Origin of the sequence: Acinetobacter sp. YH16042 (assembly GCF_013417245.1) — a bacterium.
In the GTDB taxonomy this organism is placed as follows: domain Bacteria; phylum Pseudomonadota; class Gammaproteobacteria; order Pseudomonadales; family Moraxellaceae; genus Acinetobacter; species Acinetobacter amyesii.
This window is the reverse complement of the sequence record NZ_VPEJ01000004.1, coordinates 39,247-55,599: the sequence shown is the minus strand read 5'-3', so window position 1 is coordinate 55,599 and position 16,353 is coordinate 39,247. Positions and strand designations below refer to the sequence as shown.

Sequence of the window (16,353 nt, the reverse complement as noted above, 5' to 3'; positions counted from 1 at the left end):
TAAAAAGTCTGACATTGTCAGCAACCCTGTTGGGGACGTGGCGAAATTGGTAGACGCACTGGATTTAGGTTCCAGCGCCGCGAGGTGTGAGAGTTCGAGTCTCTCCGTCCCCACCACTTAATTTATTAAGTTGCCAAATAAACAGGTTTTTAAAACAAATTAAAGTCTGACATTGTCAGCACCCGAGTTGGGGACGTGGCGAAATTGGTAGACGCACTGGATTTAGGTTCCAGCGCCGCGAGGTGTGAGAGTTCGAGTCTCTCCGTCCCCACCATTAGATTAAGCAAGGTTTTATACCTTGCTTTTTTGTTTTTGAAATTCGAAAAAATCAGTGTCTTAAACATGGTCTTTTTTGAAGACTAATTCTAATAATAAAATCTAATGAAAGATGATGAACCAGGAGATACAGCAAGATGTCTAATCTTGCTTTTTTATTGTCTGAAATTTAAATCAATAAAAATGTGTCAGCAACATCAAAGGTAAAAAAAAGCCCGCATATACGGGCAAGTTTTTTAAATGCGGATTCGAATCAATCGAATTAAATCATTTATTTCAAATCGTTCGAATAAATTATAGAGAAGATTATGCCTTTAAATGATCTTCAAACTCTTCACCGAGCTGCATGGCCAAAGCATTACCAGACAAATCTACAGTCACTAAACCATATTCTTTTTTAAAACTGAATGTAAATCCACGATTATCTGCCAGTGTACGAACAGAATATCCTAACTTTTCTAACCAAAGACGGAAGGCAACTAAATTTTTTGCTTTAACCACTTTTTTCACGAGCGAACTCCTTATCAATCATTAAAATATTAAATAGGGGTGTCAAAATATTTTTTAAAGGGGAAATGGAAAACTTTTATTTAAAATATGAAATTTTGATGGATAAATAAACAGATTATCGGCTTGTAAACTGTATAAATTCATTTAACTCGCTGTTTTATAACAAGCTAAACTTAATGTAAGTAAATATAACGTATTTTAGAAATTTGGGTTTTAACTGCTGGCTTAAAATCTATCCTATGCGTATAGAGAAGCTGTGTGCAAAATAAGCGATGACTTAACTTAGAAAGTATAGTGGATTAGGTGTGCAGTATTGATTGCAAATAACAGCTTGTTCAAAACCTAATTCGCTGGATAGGTGAGCATGCAAAGCTATTTCACATCAAGATTTGTCGAAATGCTTTTATACTATGTCCCATCGATATAAATAGATTGAATGCATGCAAAACATTGAGCACGATGTCAAAGCAAAAATTGAACAGATGCAACAAGCGGGGCAGACGCCTATTGCGGTGATGCTTGGACATGAAGATTGGTTGGTCTTTTCGGAGCAATCCAAAGTGGCATATACGCCTTTTGGCAGTGCGCGACGTTATCAGCCTGCATTAGGTGGCTTATTGATGGTGCGTATCGATGAAATGCAAGCGGTTCGAGTTGTGACTCAAGCTGAATTGGACGAATTTGCTGCAAGCAATCAAATTTTATAAATATAAAATGATAAATCGACCCGAAACATTCATCACAAATAAAACAGTTTATTTATGATGAAATCTAAAATGCTTATAACTCGCAATCCAATTAAAAATTGTCTTTGAGTTCTCTTAAGCGCTGAAACGCTTCAACACTTTCTGCGCGTAAAAATGGATTGGTTTCTAGTTCTAATTCAATGCTGCTTGGCAAAGTACATTGTCCAAGCATGCGTAGGGATTCAACCTCATCAAAACGCTGTTGTATGGCAAGGTTGTCGGGTTCAACATGCCGCGCAAACTGCGCATTCGACAGGGTGTATTCGTGAGTACAATACACTTGAGTTTCTGCAGGGAATGCGGCAATACGGTTCAATGAATCGTACATTTGTTGAAAAGTACCTTCAAATACACGTCCACAGCCCATAGCAAATAATACGTCGCCACAGAACAGTGTATGAATGTCATCTATAAAATATACGATATGCCCGAGGGTGTGGCCGGGAGTTGCTGTTATTTCGACTTCAAGACCATGAAATTCAAAACGGTCATTATGATCGAGAGGAAAATTCACCCATGGAATACGGCTTAATTCTGCACGGGGGCCGTAAACGGCAATGTTTTTATTTTGAATAAGTTCAGGTACACCACCGACGTGATCTTTATGCCAATGCGTTAGCCAAATTTGCGTAAGATTAAGCTGATGTACCTGACAATAGCGCTCGACCAAAGCGGCTTCAGTAGGATCTACTGCAATGACATCATGGCTTTCGGTGTGCTCAAGCAGCCAAATATAATTTTGCAGTGAATTTTTGACATCCAATGTATGTATTTTAAACGTCATATCCATTCATTCAATATTTTAAATTAAGTTAAAGTTAGCATGAAAATGCTCAAAAGGTATGATTATCGATTTTCAACCCTAAATAAACGACAGAGTTCATAGCGCTATTTTAGTCTGGTGTCTCATCTACAGATACAGGATTACCAATGGTATAAAAGTGCCCGCCAGCAACATGATGTAGGCTTTTCCATTCATCTGCTACTTCATGATAATACCAATGTCCGTTACGGAAGACGCGGTCGTCTGCATAAGCAGCAATGACTTCGCCGATAAACAGATCATGTGCTTGTTGATTGTGAGGTTCAGGAATAAGTTTGCACAGTAGCCAGGCAGCACAACCTTCAACCACAGGAATATCTGAGTTATTAAATTGAAATAATTCCACGCCACATTGGCGTAATTTTTCTGGCGCATCACGTTGGCTCATCATGCCAAGTGCATAGACCAGTTTGAGTTGTTTCAGTGTTGGCACTTGTAAGGCGAAATAACCTGAATTTTCAATAATTTCACGTGTTTTAGTTGATTTATCCAGTACTACTGTCACTTTTGCAGGGTTGAACTCTAAGGCGCATGCCCATGCAGCAGTCATCACACCAGTATGGGTTTGATCCTGAGCAGAGACGAGCACAGTCGGCCCATGATTTAAAAGTCGGTATGATTTTTCTAAAGGAACGGGGTGAATATGCGTTTTCAAAATTGTGCCTATATTTAAGTTCATCTAAAACTTAGATGTTTTATTAAAAAGTGTTGCTACATAGCATATAACGCATGAAATATTTTCAAAAGCCTTTAATATAAATCACTAAATCAGGAGTTCAATCAATGAAAATGTATCAAGTGGACGCATTTACCCAAGTGTTATTTAAAGGCAACCCAGCGGCGGTTTTGGTGTTGGATGAATGGTTAGATGAACACTTGATGCAACAGATTGCTTTGGAAAATAATCTATCTGAAACTGCATTTGTGAAAAAAATCGACAGCAGCAATTATGAAATTCGTTGGTTTACACCGACCACTGAAGTGGACTTCTGTGGACATGCGACATTGGCCAGTAGTTATGTGCTTTTTGAGTTTTATACGGCTGAAAAAAATATCCAATTTCATGTCAAAAATCTCGGTATTTTTAGCGTAAATAAAGCTGAAGATGGAAAAATTCTGATGAATTTCCCTGTGCGTCGGGCACAGGTCGTGAGCGAATATCCTGAAGAGCTACGTCTAGGGTTGAGTCAACCTTTCAAGCAGGTTTATTTGAATGAGCAGGCGTATATCGTGGAATACGAAACGGCTCAACAAGTTTTGGACGAACAACCGAATTTTGAAATTTTAAAACGACTGGGCAAAATCCGCACCGCCATCACAGCGCCGGGTACGATCACTGATGTTGCAATCACTGCGGCAGCCCAGCAATATGACTGTATTTCACGCTATTTTGCACCGGGTAATGGCATCAATGAAGATCCTGTTACGGGTTCTATTCATACCGGAATCGTGCCAATTTGGGCAGAACGTCTACAAAGAGGTCAGATCTTAGCGTATCAAGCATCAAGCCGTGGTGGTGAGTTACATTGTCAAATGCTCGAAAATGACCGTATAGAAATCTCAGGCTATGCGTGTTTATATATGCAGTCGGACATTTATATCTGAACATAAATCAAATACATGCTGTCTCATTCTGCAGCATGTATATAATAAAAAGTAACTATTAATCCAGAAAAGCTCAGCATAAAATCAAAACCAATCTGATCGACAGCACTGCGCTGATCGATGCTAAATATAAAGGACACTTGAATTACATGCGTATTAAACATTTAACGCTTTCACTTTTTTTTGCAGGTTTAAGTACCAGCCTATTTGCTCAACCTATATTGGTTAAAACTGAACAAGCCATTGAAGAATATAAATTAGATAACGGTTTTCGTGTGGTTTTGGCGCAAAACGATAAAGAAAGCAAAGTGTTTATGAATACGGTGTATTTCACGGGTTCTTTAAATGACCCTGCGGGCAAAGGTGGTTTGGCACATTTGCTCGAACATTTGGCCTTTAAAGGCACTGAAAATGTCAAAGGTGATGAATTTCAGCGTCGCTTAGACCAATTCACGCTGATGACCAATGCCAGTACGGATTATTATTCAACGAAATACACCAATGTGATTCGTCCTGAACAAAGTTCGATTGACCAAGTTTTGCATTTGGAAGCAGAACGGATGGACAAATTGGTACTTCAGGAAAAATTTGTACCGACAGAAATTGATATCGTTAAGCGTGAACGTGAAATTCGTTTAGATCAGCCATTTTCAGTGTTAATCGACCAAGTTTTAAAAGAAGCCTATGGCAATCAATCTTTAGGCCGCTTACCGATAGGTGATTTGAAAGAACTTCAATCCATCAATATGAACGAATTAAACCAGTTCTATCGCCGTTGGTATGCGCCAAATAATGCAGTGATGGTGATTTCTGGTAAGTTTGATAAAGCTGCTGTATTAAAACAAATTGATCAACAATTTAGCCCAATTGCCGCACGCCAAATTCCTGAACAGGCCAAAGTCCCTAAATTAGATGGAACGAAATTAAAGCAACGCGAATTTACCGTTCATAAGGGCAGTGACTTTGGTAAATTTAATATTTATTTAAATGGTGCAGTCGAACCGATTAAAACCGCTTTGGCGGTATCTCCAACTTTGTATACCTTACAGCCAAGTGGGCATTTGTATCAAAGCATGGTGGAAACAGGGACAGCAACCGCAGTTCAATCCACCACATGGTTAGATAAAGATTTTAATTTGGTGTTTATGGGGGCGATATATGGCCCAAGTCATGATGCTAACAAAGTGGCAACCAGTCTGGCACAAGGTGTAGAGCAGAATAAAGCCTTTAATGACGTCGAGCTAAACCGTGTTAAAAGCCTGACTCGAAATATGGCTGACAATGTCAAAAATAGCGCAACAGCACTTGGCGAGCGTCTCAGTTCTTATACTGTGGCTTATAACGGGGACTGGTCTCAATATTTCCGTGACTTAGATAAAGTGCAAAAGCTGAATGTAAGCGACGTGAATCAGGTGTATAAGGACTTTCTAAAGCCTGAATACCGTGTTACAGGAAATATTCTGCCTACACCTGAAGATCAAAAGAAAGCACAGCAACAGGCTGCGTCAAAACCTGCTGAAACTTTAGATCAGCAAGCGCCTGCAGAAGAGCCATTGAAAGATGCGAGTGTTTATCGTGCTGAAGTGAAGCAATATGTTGCAGAGTCTAAGCAATATTTAAATCAGAAAGAAAAACAGATTCAGCGCGCTAAATTTAAAAACGGCATTCAGTATGCATTGTTTCCAACTAAAACTCGTGATGACAAGACTTATGCAACGATTGCATTGGATTTTGGTACAGCGCAAAGCTTAATGAATAAAGGTGAGTTGCTAGATTTGACAGCTTATCTCATGTTCCGTGCATCTAAAGATCAAAGTTTACAGCAAATTGCCGATAAAATTATTGATGTTGGTGGCGGTGCAACGGTCAGTGCAAATGATAATGGTCTCATGATTCAGGTGGTTGCACGTAAAGAAAAATTTGCTGATTTTTTGCAATATGTTATTGATGTTATTAAAAATCCAGCATTTGAACAGTCACAATTTGATTTAATTAAAGCGCAAAGTTTATCGAGTTTGGATCGACCTTATACAGAGCCGGATACCGTTGCTGCAATGACACTGTCGCGTATTGTCGAGATCTATGAGCCGGGGGATATTCGTTATCACTTCGAACCTGAACTTGCGAAAAAACAAATTGAGTCGGCTACACGTGATCAAGTGCAGCAGTTACATCAAAAATTCTTTAAAACACAGCATGCACAAATTGCGGTAACAGGTGATTTTGATACCAAGCAAATAGAAAAAATTCTGAAAAAAGAATTTGCAGATTGGAAAACCCGCGAGCCATATCAACGCTTAGAGTCTACATTTACAGCGTATCCTGCACAGAAAGTGCATGCATTGTCTGAACAGCGTGAGTTTGGTAGTTACCAAGCCATTATGACTCTACCTGTAGGTGTAGAGCATACCGATTCTCCTGCGTTACAAGTATTACGCCACATACTTGGTGATTCACAGTTGTCTTCACGTCTAGCCCAAGAGTTACGTGAAAAGAATGCACTGGTTTATGGTTTTAGTGCAGACATTAATTTTGATGAATGGGTGAATTCAGGTGTACTGAGTATTGATGCAAACTACACTGCGGGTAAATCAGCACAAGTTTCTCAGTCTGTTCATAAAGTTTTGCAAAACTTATTGAAAAATGGCGTGACGGAACAGGAAGTAGAAGCAGCCAAAGCCAGTATTTTGAAAAAGCGTTTAACTGCACTTGAAGATGACCGTCGCATTCATAGTATGTTGATTCCACAGTTAGAAAAAGGTCGTGATTTAAACTATCGTGAACAGCGTGATCAACGCATTGCTAGTTTGACCAAAGCGGATGTTAATGCTGTCATCAAAAAATATATTCAACCTGAGCGTTTGGTTGAGGTGATGGCTGACCAATATGGTCAAGCTGTAAAATCTACTCAAAAATAAACCGAATAAAAAAATCCTCCAGATGGAGGATTTTTTTTGAGCCGCAATGGATAGCTTGATAGCAAAATAGCTTAATGAACTTATAGGCGGTAGAACTGACGCGCATTTTGTTGGAAGACTAAAGTCAGCGCATCAGGATCATAACTCGCGACCGCATCTGAAAAGGCGTCAATAATATTCACCAAGGATGCACTCACACTATCCATCGGGAAGTTAGAGCCAAACATCACACGGTATTTCCCAAAGCATTGTAGAGCATGAGAAATAAGCGGAAAGGCGCAATCGAAAATCTCTTGTTTGGATGCAAGGCGTTGTTCTTTATGAAACTGATGACCCAGCACCGGCATGAATAATCCAGACATTTTGGTATAAACATTTGGGCAACTTGCCAGTTCAGCTAAATCATCTTTCCAACGAAACAAGATATTGTCACGTGAAGTTTGGGTTAAGCCTGTATGTGAGCCGACAGGTCCAAAGGCACCGACAGGTGTCCCAAAATGATCCAGAACGATAGATGTTTCAGGGAAAGCACGTGCTAAAGCGGTTAAATCACGAATTTGGTCTGAATAAACCCATGCATCAAAACTTAAATTCATTTGAGCAAGGGCTTCAAAACCTTTCATAAATTTTTTATTGGTATAGAGATGGGGCTCATTGGTCCATGCGTGAACTTTTGGGTCTTCATGTACAGCTGCCATTTTTCGTATGCCACGAAAATGTGGGGAGGCTTGTTTATGCATTTTAAGAATTTTCTTAAAACTACTGTCACATGGGTCTGCAGTGCCGACTATGGCGCCAAGTTTAATCTTTTGAGCATTAAAGTCTAAAGATTCAATAAACTTTGTTTCACCAACCACCCCTTTGCCTTTATGGTCATGCCAGCTCGCTTCTACATGTACGATTTGATCGACCAGATAATGTCCTGCATCTTGCTTATAATTTTCAGGCAAATACGGTGTCGTCACATGTTTGGTTAAACCAACTGTGTCAATTAACTCTTGCGGCTTAACTAAGCGCATCATTTTGTCGAGCAAGTAGGGATGTTTACCCAATAATTTCACGGCAAGTGAAGCGGCATGTGGGGTATTGTATGGATCCCATTGATGTATATGTGAATCCACGATGGCAAAATCGAGCGTCTGCATTGCTATCCTTGTCCTTAAAACCATGTCCATTTCTTGCGTATTTCATTGTATTTCCGAATACGCGAGGCACTGAAAATAGCATGAATGATGAAAATACAACGTTATGACTAAATATTAAATCAAAGCTTTGTGAAAGAGAAGTTGTATAAAAAAAGCCCCGAAGGGCTTTTGATTAATGCTGATGATCGTGGTCGTGATCATGCTTGTTTGCATGGAATTCTTCGTTATGACGGAAGCGAAGATAGTTTTCAAACTGTTCGCAATATTCATCATAATTATCTTCAAGCATCATTTGAAATTGTTGAAGAATATAAGACATCACTTGATCTTTGGCATCACGCATTTCTTTGCCATCTTTGAAGCCATTTGCAGCAACCCAAGTATTAAAGCGAGCAGTACCAAATAACATGGCAGCACTCACTTGGCCGCGCATTTCTGCAGGTTTAACTTGAGAACCTTTTTCAACACGACAAAATTCATTGGCTTGTTTAATAAATTCATCCGCACGTTCAAAGAAAGCTGCATTCAACGCTTCTTCTTCGGTTACATCAGTAGCTTCAATCTTTTGAACCATGAATGTGTCCTAGCATAAAAATCTAATGCAGTATTATAGGCAAAGCCTTGCAGAAACTAAACCTTTGACTTAATCTAAAAAATAGCCTAAGTAAAATGGAATGCTTCATGCAAGACGCAATCGCAGTGCAAAGTCTGAAAAGTGATATTGCATTACTTCGACAAAATATTTGGCCGCCCTCAACCTTAGCCAATGTAGAAGGGCTGCCCATTTATTATGGTACACAGTCTGAAGTAGCCGAATATTATGCACAGTGGACAGGCTTAATTGAACGTGCTCAAGACTTATTTCAACCCTTTGTGGAAGATGAAGTCCTTGATGCAATCCATTTGCCGAGTCATTTGAATCTGCCGCTTTTTTATTTTCATGTGGATCGTATTCGAATCAACAAAACACGTGCGAAAGAATCTAAAACCTTTCGTGGTATTGCAAGTTTGGTTGAAAAATGTGGGCAGTTTGAAGCAGATCAAATTCAAGCGATGCGACATTGGCTAGACAGCGATGACACTGCAGCCTTGGTCGGACACCGTGAATTTATTGACCTCAGAACCTATGTATTTCAACATGGGCAAAGTGATTATACCCGTACTCGTTTTTATGTGAATGGCATTGTACTTAGTGTCGAAAACGAGTTTAAATTGGTGGATGCCCGTGACAAACCACGTAAAGCCCGTAGCGATAGCTATAGTGACCCTTTAGCAGATAACAATACGTGGAAAATCTTTGGGAAATATCGTTAATTAATAAATATCGTTAATTACTGATGTTACGCAGTAACATCAGAAGCGCCATTTGATTCAAATAAAAGAGCGATACGCGGCAACGTCATCCGCAAGTGTTTGAGACAGAACTACATCTATTTAAAGATGTTTTTGCGATACTTTGAATAAGTAGACGCTAGTGAACGAGTTTTGCGGTGAGGAGCATTGCTCCGCAAGATGGTTTCCTTGCGAAGCTTCGCTTCTCATTTTGCCGAAACAAAAGTACTTCCAGCCGAAGGCTAATCCCTTTATTTAAACCCTAGATGTAAGACTCCGTCGAATAGACTTAAAAATCATTTTAAAAATGCGTAATTACTTTTACGCGCGTAACATCAGTTAATTAAATATGTTGACGATATTACTTAGAACGTGAATTTAGTTCGCTGCACAAGGATGCTTTGGATTATGTAATCCACGCCCTAATGTGAAAATAGCCACTATGGCAAATGCCGAAATTGAAAGTTTGGCTCATGCAGAGCAATTGACTGATTTTTATATGACCTTATTGCAAGGGATGACGATACAAGCACGTGATGGTATGGCCTTGACACAATTACAACGCATGGTGAGTAATGCCATGAAATCATGGGGGTTATTAGCACAAGGTTAAATCAGTATGGATTATGAATTAAACCCCCAATAGCAGTGTAGCCTTAAGGCAATTTTCTTAGTTTTTTTGAATGACTGATATGCAAATACTATATTGAAGTTTATTTGCAGGGATGAATTTTAATGTCGCCCAATTCCATCACACTGATATAACCGTCAACCGCAATTAAATTGTCGCTTTGACTCGATAGGGTGAGACATTCTCCAGACTTGACGCTAGATAGTAGCTGACCTTGTTGCGGATTCAAGTTCATGCTGTAAATACTCAGTGTGCCAGCATCGGTTTTGATTTGGTAAGACTCATCACCATAGTCCTCATTATTATTGCGCAGGACTTTAAAGGTTCGTCGTGTCTGATCAAAGTTTTGAGTTGGAGAAAGCGGCTTTTCGACTTGTAAGGATGCCGTGCGCCTTAATTCGGTACTTTGCACAGGCTTATGTTGTTCACTACAAGCACTCAGTATTGGGAAAAATATAAAAATAAGTGAAAATGAAAATAGGGGATAAATTACAGGTATGTGACTTTTCAACATAAAACCACCCTGAATCTAAGTTTTCAGATAGCTTATTTTAAAAGTTTTTATCCAGAAAACAAAAATAATAGGTTCTCAAAATATTTCAATGTAACTGAGTCAAACTAAGGAAATGATGAATTGAAAATAGCCGACTATGAACCTGAATGTTCAACAAATGAATATCTATATGACAATGTAGGATACAAATAAAAAAGGGAGACTCATTGAATCTCCCTTAGGTTTTATTTAATGAGTTTTCGACTGACAAGGAATTGTTCCGTCGCTTCTAAAAGTTTATCTGCATAAACCTCTTGCTTTGCAGTCAACCAACCGAGAACAAACCAATCACTAGCTTCCAGCTCTGTTTGCTGAATATATTGTGCAGAAGAGGAAAGGACTTGATATTCCTGAGCCGCGACTTGTGCATCATTGAGCGCTTTACTATATTTCTGCAAGTTTTTTACATCATAAATAGACGTCAAAATTGGGAAGCTAAATTTAAGCTCTTGTATGCGCTGAGAAAGCACATCTAAGCTTTCAAAATTGTTAATGTCGGCATCATTTAAAGCCTCTTGCAGGGCTTTATATTGGTTTTGAAGGGTAGTTTGAGCATACCATTTAAAATCATGTTCTTGCGGTGCATCATCGACTTTCAAACTAAACATTAAAAGCTCAAGATAATGATGCACATTTTGAGTCGATTTAACCAAATTGCCTAACTTCTCTTTGGCATACAAAATATCTTTGGTTAAATTTTCTGAGGTCGTTGGGTTTTGTAAAAAGCCACCCAAGGTATTTTGCATGTGCTCAAAATGGTGTAATTGTTCAAACTGCTGTTTAAATGCGCCCAATTGCATGGCCCATTTTTCAACGATATCGCTGTTCCAATCTTTAAACAGCGAAATGGTTAATTGTAAATGATGGAGTGCTTTTTGAGCTTGTGTAATGTGCTCGGCCTGAGCAACACCTGCAGAAATTGCGGCAATATTAGGCAGAAGGTGCTGCATTTCCTGTGCAATTAAAAGTCGTAAGTTTTTTGCGGCAGTGTCTTTTTTACTGAGTTGAAATTCTTTAGCCTCAACTGCTGGACTCACAGTTTGACTCAATGCCAACAAGTTGCCAATTTCGGCTTTACTTCGAACGTCTAACCACAAATGGTACTTTTTAACCCATTCAAAACTAAAGGCAAGGAGCGATTGAATAGAGCCGCTTTTCAGTTCAAATTCAACTTCGTGAACCTCTGTTTCTGTATTGTTGCTACGGATACAGCCGATATCTAAGCTAACTTCGATTTTGGCGTCTTCAAACTCTATGACGCGATAAGTTCTCAGAATGTCGGTTTCAAACTGAAGTTGTAGTGAATCTTGCTGATCGCCTAAAGTGGTTTTTAAAACTGATTGAACTTCAGCTTCATTACTATAAACAGATAAATCTAGGGCAGGAGCTTGTTCAAGTTCACCCAAATCTAAGTTATGCTCAAAGCGTTCAATGTGGCTTTTACCTGCAGCTTTCAGGGTTTGAATCCAGCGGGTTCCTTCTAAACGTTGACGCAAGGCTGCATGCTGCTGTGCCATTTGTCGATCTGGGGTATCAAAATATTTAGCTTTAAGTTGAATTTGTTCAGATTTTTTTGGATCGAGTGCCTTTAATAATGCAGTTCGACGTGCTTCTGGAATCTGGAACTTTAATTCAACTTCAACCATGGTTTTCTGTCCTGATGTCACAACTTCATGATCTGGCATGAAGCGATCTTTAAATTTTTATAAAAATGAAAAACTAAAATGTGCGTAAATTTTCTATGAGTTAAACGCGTATCGATTGTAGCGAAAAACAGTTGAGAAGTAAGACTTGACGGATTTGAAAACTCTGCTTTTGGACTAAGAAAAGTTTTAAAAGATGGATATTCCATCAATTGTATAATTCACAATGGTTCGACTTTCATGGGATCAAAATAAAATTTTACGCCTTTAAGGCGGACGAATTTTAAGCTATGTTGATTAAAATAAGTTCAGGATGAGCACAACATGAATTCACAAGTACAACCCGAGTTTAATCGAGATTTAAAGCCCGAATTTCAGTTGCCTATTCGTGACTACTCGCAATTTTATCGATTTTATTTGACTGAACATCGAAATATCATGAGCCGACGTTTACATGCCACAGGCAGCAGTATAGGACTCTATTTCTTCACGAAAGCAATTTTAAAAAAACAACCAAAGTATTTTGCTTATGGTCTGGTTTCAGGCTATGCCTGTGCATGGGTCGGACATTTTTTCTTTGAAAAAAATAAGCCGGCAAGTTTCAAGCAGCCTTTATACAGCTTTATTTCCGATTGGCGCATGCTGTCTGATATTGTGAAGGGGAACTTAAGCTTAAAAGACCGTAATTTAGATAAGATTGATAGTTAATTATTTATTAATCAAACGTTTAATTTTTATTGATTTTGGTGTAGTTTTTTGGGTAAATGACTTGTAAGTTTAGAGTGATTAGTCTAATAATGTTCATATTGTTTATTCACTGTTTATCTGAAAGATAAATAGACGATAAACCCCAGTTTTCCAAGCCTAGAGTGACCTTCTCTAGGCTTTTTTTATGGCCTTAGAAAAGTTCTATTGTTTGAAAAATATAATAATAAAAATTTTAATAAAATAGGCTAGACTTTTTGATGCTCTGAACGCTCCCCAAAACGTTTCTTACCAAGCACCAAAAAGTCTAATAGGTTACACATTTTTATTTTTATTTTTATAAAGTGTTGTGTTTTTATGCGCTGCGTTTTGTGTTCTTCTGTTGCAGTATTAAATAATTTGTATCAGTTTTGTTCTATACCTGAAAATAGGTATTTTTTGCCATTTTCTACAGAAAATTCAATTAAACATTTATATAAGCAGTCCTGTGAAAAGGAATATAACTTTCTCAGCGGCAAAGCATTAAAATTTTATGCCCCAAGCAACATTTCATAGACCTAATCGTTATAATATTCAAAAGTTTTAAGTTGTGATTGAACTATGCGTGGTTTATACCTCATTACCAATGATGATCCTATCGAATTGCTTTTAGCCAAACTCGAAGGCGCGATGGCAACTTATGAAGTTGCTGTTTTGCAATATCGCCGTAAAAAAGTGGCAAAGGAAGATCAGGCTTATGAAATTGAATACATGAAAAATATGTGTAATCAATACAAAGTGCCTTTTGTTATTAATGACGATTTAGAAACTGCAGTTCAATATGGTGTGGGTGTACATTTAGGGCAAGATGACGGTTCAATTGCTGAAGCTGTAGCACGTTTACCTAAAAATGTTTTGATCGGTCGAAGCTGTAATAATTCTTTAGAACTGGCTGAGCAGGCGATTGCAGACGGTGCAAACTATGTGGCTTTTGGCGCCATTTTTGCGACTGAAACTAAGCCTGAAGCAGGCAATATTGGCTTAGAAACGCTAAAACAAGCCAAAGCGAAACTAAATGTACCTATTTGTGCAATTGGTGGTTTAACTGTAGAAAATTCTGCTGAAGTGATTGAAGCGGGTGCTGATCTTTGTGCTGTGATTAGTGATGTATTAGGTCGTTCAATGTCTGCTGTAAGCAGTCGTGTTTATGAATGGTCTGAGCTTTTTGCTGAACAAGCTTAATTTTATTTTTTAGATTGAATAAGTAGAGAATTTTTATGAGCTTATCTGCTAAGCAAGAACAATTATTTAAACAAGCCAGCAAGCATATTCCTGGCGGCGTAAACTCTCCTGTACGCGCATTTAATGGTGTAGGCGGTACACCGGTATTTATCGAAAAAGCGCAAGGCGCATATCTCTATGACGTAGACGGAAAACGCTATGTCGACTATGTCGGCTCTTGGGGCCCAATGATTTTAGGTCATGCGCAGCCCGACATTATTAAAGCGGTTCAAGAAGCGGCTGTTGATGGTTTAAGTTTTGGTGCGCCAACCGTTCATGAAACGACTTTGGCGGATATTATTTGCGAAATTATGCCGTCTATTGAATTGGTTCGTATGACTAATTCAGGGACTGAAGCGACTATGACAGCCATTCGTCTTGCTCGTGGCTATACCGGCCGTGACAAGATTGTAAAATTTGAAGGTTGCTACCACGGTCACTCAGATTCACTCTTGGTTAAAGCGGGTTCAGGCTTGTTGACAAAGGGTGAGGGTGAAGCAACTTCTGCAGGTGTTCCAGCTGATTTCGCTAAACATACCTTAACACTGCCGTATAACGATATTGCGATGCTTAAAGAATGCTTTGCAAAATTCGGTTCAGAAATTGCAGGTGTAATTGTCGAGCCAGTTGCAGGCAACATGAACTTGGTGAAACCTATAGAGGGTTTCTTGCAAGCAATTCGCGATGTGTGTGATGAGCATGGTTCGGTCTTTATCATTGATGAAGTAATGACAGGTTTCCGTGTCGGTCTTGGCGGTGCGCAAGCACATTATGGCGTAACACCTGATTTAACCACGTTGGGTAAAATTATTGGTGCTGGCCTGCCAGTTGGCGCATTTGGGGGTAAACGCGAAGTGATGGAATGCATTGCACCACTGGGCAAGGTCTATCAAGCAGGTACATTGTCTGGTAACCCATTGGCTATGCGTGCCGGTATTGAGATGTTTAAACATTTGCGTCAGCCGGGCTTCTATGAAACTTTGACTGAAAAATTGGCAGGTTTGCTTGCTGGTTTACAGGCAGCTGCAGACGAAGCGGGCATTCCGTTCTTTACGCAGCAAGTGGGCGGCATGTTCGGTATTTATTTCACTGATCAAACTGAAATCACCGGTTTTGATTCAATTCTGAAATGTGATGTAGATGCTTTCCGTACTTTCTTCCACGGTATGTTACAGCGCGGTGTAAACTTAGCACCTTCAGCATTTGAAGCAGGTTTCTTCTCAAGCGCGCATAGCGATGAAGATATTGCATTTACCATTGAAATGGCGAAAGAAGTTTTTGCCAAAATGAAGTAATTTTCATTTAAATTGGTAAATTCTGCTTTAGAATAAAGCCCGCAGCCTGCTGTGGGCTTTTTTTGTTGTTTTAAGTTCAGTTTTTTAAGAGAAGGATTTTTAAATGAAAACCAAGCATTATTTAACTTTGGCAGATGCAGAATTTTTACTAAACACAGCACATGCTTATGCAGTCGAAAATGGTTTTAATGTCAGCATTGCGGTTACGGATGAGACAGGCAATTTGTTAGCGATGAAACGCATGGATGGTGCATCGCCAATGACAGCAAACCTATGCTTAGAAAAAGCCAAATGTTCTGCGATTAGCCGCCGTCCTTCAAAACTTTTTGAAGACATTATTAAAGGCGGTCAAATGGGCTTTCTGACCATGGATACCTTTTCAGGCATGCTGGAAGGCGGTGAGCCGATTATGTATGAAGGGCAGTTGGTTGGTGCAATGGGCGTGTCTGGCGTAAAGTCTTTTCAGGATGCTGAAATTGCACAGCAGGCGATTCAAGCTTTTTTAGCGCAGCAAAACTAAATATTGTGAGCGTAATAGATACTTCAGTCTTGTCGAAATCATTGGCCTTAATATATTTTGGTTTAGATGTCGATAAATCTCGGTCATAGCATTAAGTCGAAAAAAATCTAAGATTGAGCTGAAATATTAAGCATGTTAGTAACTTATGTATAACTTTGTTGAAGTAAGATTATATCTTACTCAATTAATAGACCTCTTTTATAAGTCATTTTTACGCAGTTCCAAATTATAGATTCCAGCAATTAAATAGAATCTCTATCCTAGTTTGTTACCCCGACAACGTTCAGCAATGGTTTTTAACGGGTTTCATAACCCAATACAGCTTAATCCTTTATTCTTCTTTCATGGATTTCCTAATTATTGAACAATGGATGTGTTGTTGCCCAATTTG

Annotated in this window: 16 protein-coding genes and 2 tRNA genes; 11 read left to right on the top strand and 7 right to left on the bottom strand. The window is 38.9% G+C overall.

Annotated features, from left to right (window positions below; genetic code table 11):
- The first annotated feature begins 31 nt into the window (after positions 1–31).
- Together FTV37_RS04155 and FTV37_RS04150 are read left to right on the top strand one after the other, a co-directional pair.
- Positions 32–116 (top strand) — tRNA-Leu (locus tag FTV37_RS04155).
- 73 nt (positions 117–189) lie between these two features.
- Positions 190–274 (top strand) — tRNA-Leu (locus FTV37_RS04150).
- Between the two features lie 308 nt (positions 275–582).
- On the opposite strand, the gene FTV37_RS04145 is transcribed toward FTV37_RS04150, so the two are convergent.
- Positions 583–786, bottom strand: a complete 204-nt coding sequence (locus FTV37_RS04145; protein WP_078188846.1) for a hypothetical protein — start codon at positions 784–786, stop codon at positions 583–585.
- 482 nt (positions 787–1,268) lie between these two features.
- Here FTV37_RS04145 and FTV37_RS04140 point away from each other — a divergent pair, with 482 nt between their 5' ends.
- Complete coding sequence (locus FTV37_RS04140; RefSeq protein WP_171525918.1) at positions 1,269–1,493, top strand: hypothetical protein; 225 nt, start codon at positions 1,269–1,271, stop codon at positions 1,491–1,493.
- A gap of 91 nt (positions 1,494–1,584) precedes the next feature.
- Here FTV37_RS04140 and gloB read toward each other — a convergent pair whose 3' ends face one another.
- Together gloB and FTV37_RS04130 are read right to left on the bottom strand one after the other, a co-directional pair.
- Positions 1,585–2,316, bottom strand: a complete 732-nt coding sequence (gloB, locus tag FTV37_RS04135; protein ID WP_180063098.1) for a hydroxyacylglutathione hydrolase — start codon at positions 2,314–2,316, stop codon at positions 1,585–1,587.
- Between the two features lie 109 nt (positions 2,317–2,425).
- Complete coding sequence (locus FTV37_RS04130) at positions 2,426–3,034, bottom strand: flavin reductase family protein (protein ID WP_180063097.1); 609 nt, start codon at positions 3,032–3,034, stop codon at positions 2,426–2,428.
- A 104-nt stretch (positions 3,035–3,138) separates the two neighbouring features.
- On the opposite strand from FTV37_RS04130, the gene FTV37_RS04125 reads away from it, so the two are divergent.
- Entirely contained in the window at positions 3,139–3,960 is an 822-nt protein-coding gene (locus FTV37_RS04125) for a PhzF family phenazine biosynthesis protein (protein ID WP_180063096.1), read from the top strand.
- 149 nt (positions 3,961–4,109) lie between these two features.
- Positions 4,110–6,878 carry a pitrilysin family protein gene (locus FTV37_RS04120; RefSeq protein WP_180063095.1) on the top strand — a complete coding sequence of 923 codons (2,769 nt, stop codon included), beginning with the start codon at positions 4,110–4,112 and terminating at the stop codon, positions 6,876–6,878.
- Positions 6,879–6,958: 80 nt separating this feature from the next.
- Here FTV37_RS04120 and FTV37_RS04115 read toward each other — a convergent pair whose 3' ends face one another.
- Together FTV37_RS04115 and FTV37_RS04110 are read right to left on the bottom strand one after the other, a co-directional pair.
- The gene (locus FTV37_RS04115; protein WP_180007295.1) at positions 6,959–8,023 is read right to left on the bottom strand and encodes an amidohydrolase; all 1,065 of its coding nucleotides are present in this window, start codon (positions 8,021–8,023) and stop codon (positions 6,959–6,961) included.
- A gap of 172 nt (positions 8,024–8,195) precedes the next feature.
- On the bottom strand, positions 8,196–8,597 hold the full coding sequence (locus tag FTV37_RS04110) for a DUF3144 domain-containing protein (RefSeq protein ID WP_078188837.1): 402 nt from the start codon (positions 8,595–8,597) through the stop codon (positions 8,196–8,198).
- A gap of 107 nt (positions 8,598–8,704) precedes the next feature.
- Here FTV37_RS04110 and FTV37_RS04105 point away from each other — a divergent pair, with 107 nt between their 5' ends.
- Positions 8,705–9,337 (top strand): hypothetical protein, encoded by a 633-nt coding sequence (locus tag FTV37_RS04105; RefSeq protein ID WP_180007293.1) that lies wholly within the window; start codon positions 8,705–8,707, stop codon positions 9,335–9,337.
- A gap of 460 nt (positions 9,338–9,797) precedes the next feature.
- A complete protein-coding gene (locus tag FTV37_RS04100; RefSeq protein WP_180002979.1) occupies positions 9,798–9,968 on the top strand; it encodes a hypothetical protein in 171 nt (56 codons plus the stop codon).
- A gap of 100 nt (positions 9,969–10,068) precedes the next feature.
- On the opposite strand, the gene FTV37_RS04095 is transcribed toward FTV37_RS04100, so the two are convergent.
- Both FTV37_RS04095 and FTV37_RS04090 read right to left on the bottom strand, forming a co-directional pair.
- A complete protein-coding gene (locus FTV37_RS04095) occupies positions 10,069–10,500 on the bottom strand; it encodes a hypothetical protein (protein WP_168378945.1) in 432 nt (143 codons plus the stop codon).
- Between the two features lie 224 nt (positions 10,501–10,724).
- The gene (locus FTV37_RS04090; RefSeq protein WP_180063176.1) at positions 10,725–12,185 is read right to left on the bottom strand and encodes an inorganic triphosphatase; all 1,461 of its coding nucleotides are present in this window, start codon (positions 12,183–12,185) and stop codon (positions 10,725–10,727) included.
- A gap of 321 nt (positions 12,186–12,506) precedes the next feature.
- Here FTV37_RS04090 and FTV37_RS04085 point away from each other — a divergent pair, with 321 nt between their 5' ends.
- From FTV37_RS04085 to FTV37_RS04070, 4 genes are all read left to right on the top strand, one after another.
- Positions 12,507–12,890, top strand: coding sequence for a DUF962 domain-containing protein (locus FTV37_RS04085; protein ID WP_180002975.1), 384 nt, complete (start codon positions 12,507–12,509; stop codon positions 12,888–12,890).
- Between the two features lie 597 nt (positions 12,891–13,487).
- Positions 13,488–14,108 (top strand): thiamine phosphate synthase, encoded by a 621-nt coding sequence (thiE, locus tag FTV37_RS04080; RefSeq protein WP_078188828.1) that lies wholly within the window; start codon positions 13,488–13,490, stop codon positions 14,106–14,108.
- A 35-nt stretch (positions 14,109–14,143) separates the two neighbouring features.
- A complete protein-coding gene (gene hemL, locus FTV37_RS04075; protein ID WP_180007291.1) occupies positions 14,144–15,442 on the top strand; it encodes a glutamate-1-semialdehyde 2,1-aminomutase in 1,299 nt (432 codons plus the stop codon).
- 103 nt (positions 15,443–15,545) lie between these two features.
- On the top strand, positions 15,546–15,962 hold the full coding sequence (locus tag FTV37_RS04070) for a heme-binding protein (RefSeq protein WP_180007290.1): 417 nt from the start codon (positions 15,546–15,548) through the stop codon (positions 15,960–15,962).
- The last annotated feature ends 391 nt before the right edge of the window (positions 15,963–16,353 follow it).

What these genes read in the sequence shown, in the direction of transcription:
- FTV37_RS04120 (WP_180063095.1), top strand. Translation starts at nt 4,110, where the DNA reads ATGCGTATTAAACATTTAACGCTTTCACTTTTTTTTGCAGGTTTAAGT.
- FTV37_RS04105 (WP_180007293.1), top strand. Translation starts at nt 8,705, where the DNA reads ATGCAAGACGCAATCGCAGTGCAAAGTCTGAAAAGTGATATTGCATTA.
- FTV37_RS04140 (WP_171525918.1), top strand. Translation starts at nt 1,269, where the DNA reads ATGCAACAAGCGGGGCAGACGCCTATTGCGGTGATGCTTGGACATGAA.
- FTV37_RS04100 (WP_180002979.1), top strand. Translation starts at nt 9,798, where the DNA reads ATGGCAAATGCCGAAATTGAAAGTTTGGCTCATGCAGAGCAATTGACT.
- FTV37_RS04070 (WP_180007290.1), top strand. Translation starts at nt 15,546, where the DNA reads ATGAAAACCAAGCATTATTTAACTTTGGCAGATGCAGAATTTTTACTA.
- hemL (WP_180007291.1), top strand. Translation starts at nt 14,144, where the DNA reads ATGAGCTTATCTGCTAAGCAAGAACAATTATTTAAACAAGCCAGCAAG.
- FTV37_RS04085 (WP_180002975.1), top strand. Translation starts at nt 12,507, where the DNA reads ATGAATTCACAAGTACAACCCGAGTTTAATCGAGATTTAAAGCCCGAA.
- FTV37_RS04090 (WP_180063176.1), bottom strand. Translation starts at nt 12,185, where the DNA reads ATGGTTGAAGTTGAATTAAAGTTCCAGATTCCAGAAGCACGTCGAACT.
- thiE (WP_078188828.1), top strand. Translation starts at nt 13,488, where the DNA reads ATGCGTGGTTTATACCTCATTACCAATGATGATCCTATCGAATTGCTT.
- FTV37_RS04110 (WP_078188837.1), bottom strand. Translation starts at nt 8,597, where the DNA reads ATGGTTCAAAAGATTGAAGCTACTGATGTAACCGAAGAAGAAGCGTTG.
- FTV37_RS04125 (WP_180063096.1), top strand. Translation starts at nt 3,139, where the DNA reads ATGAAAATGTATCAAGTGGACGCATTTACCCAAGTGTTATTTAAAGGC.
- gloB (WP_180063098.1), bottom strand. Translation starts at nt 2,316, where the DNA reads ATGACGTTTAAAATACATACATTGGATGTCAAAAATTCACTGCAAAAT.
- FTV37_RS04095 (WP_168378945.1), bottom strand. Translation starts at nt 10,500, where the DNA reads ATGTTGAAAAGTCACATACCTGTAATTTATCCCCTATTTTCATTTTCA.
- FTV37_RS04130 (WP_180063097.1), bottom strand. Translation starts at nt 3,034, where the DNA reads ATGAACTTAAATATAGGCACAATTTTGAAAACGCATATTCACCCCGTT.
- FTV37_RS04115 (WP_180007295.1), bottom strand. Translation starts at nt 8,023, where the DNA reads ATGCAGACGCTCGATTTTGCCATCGTGGATTCACATATACATCAATGG.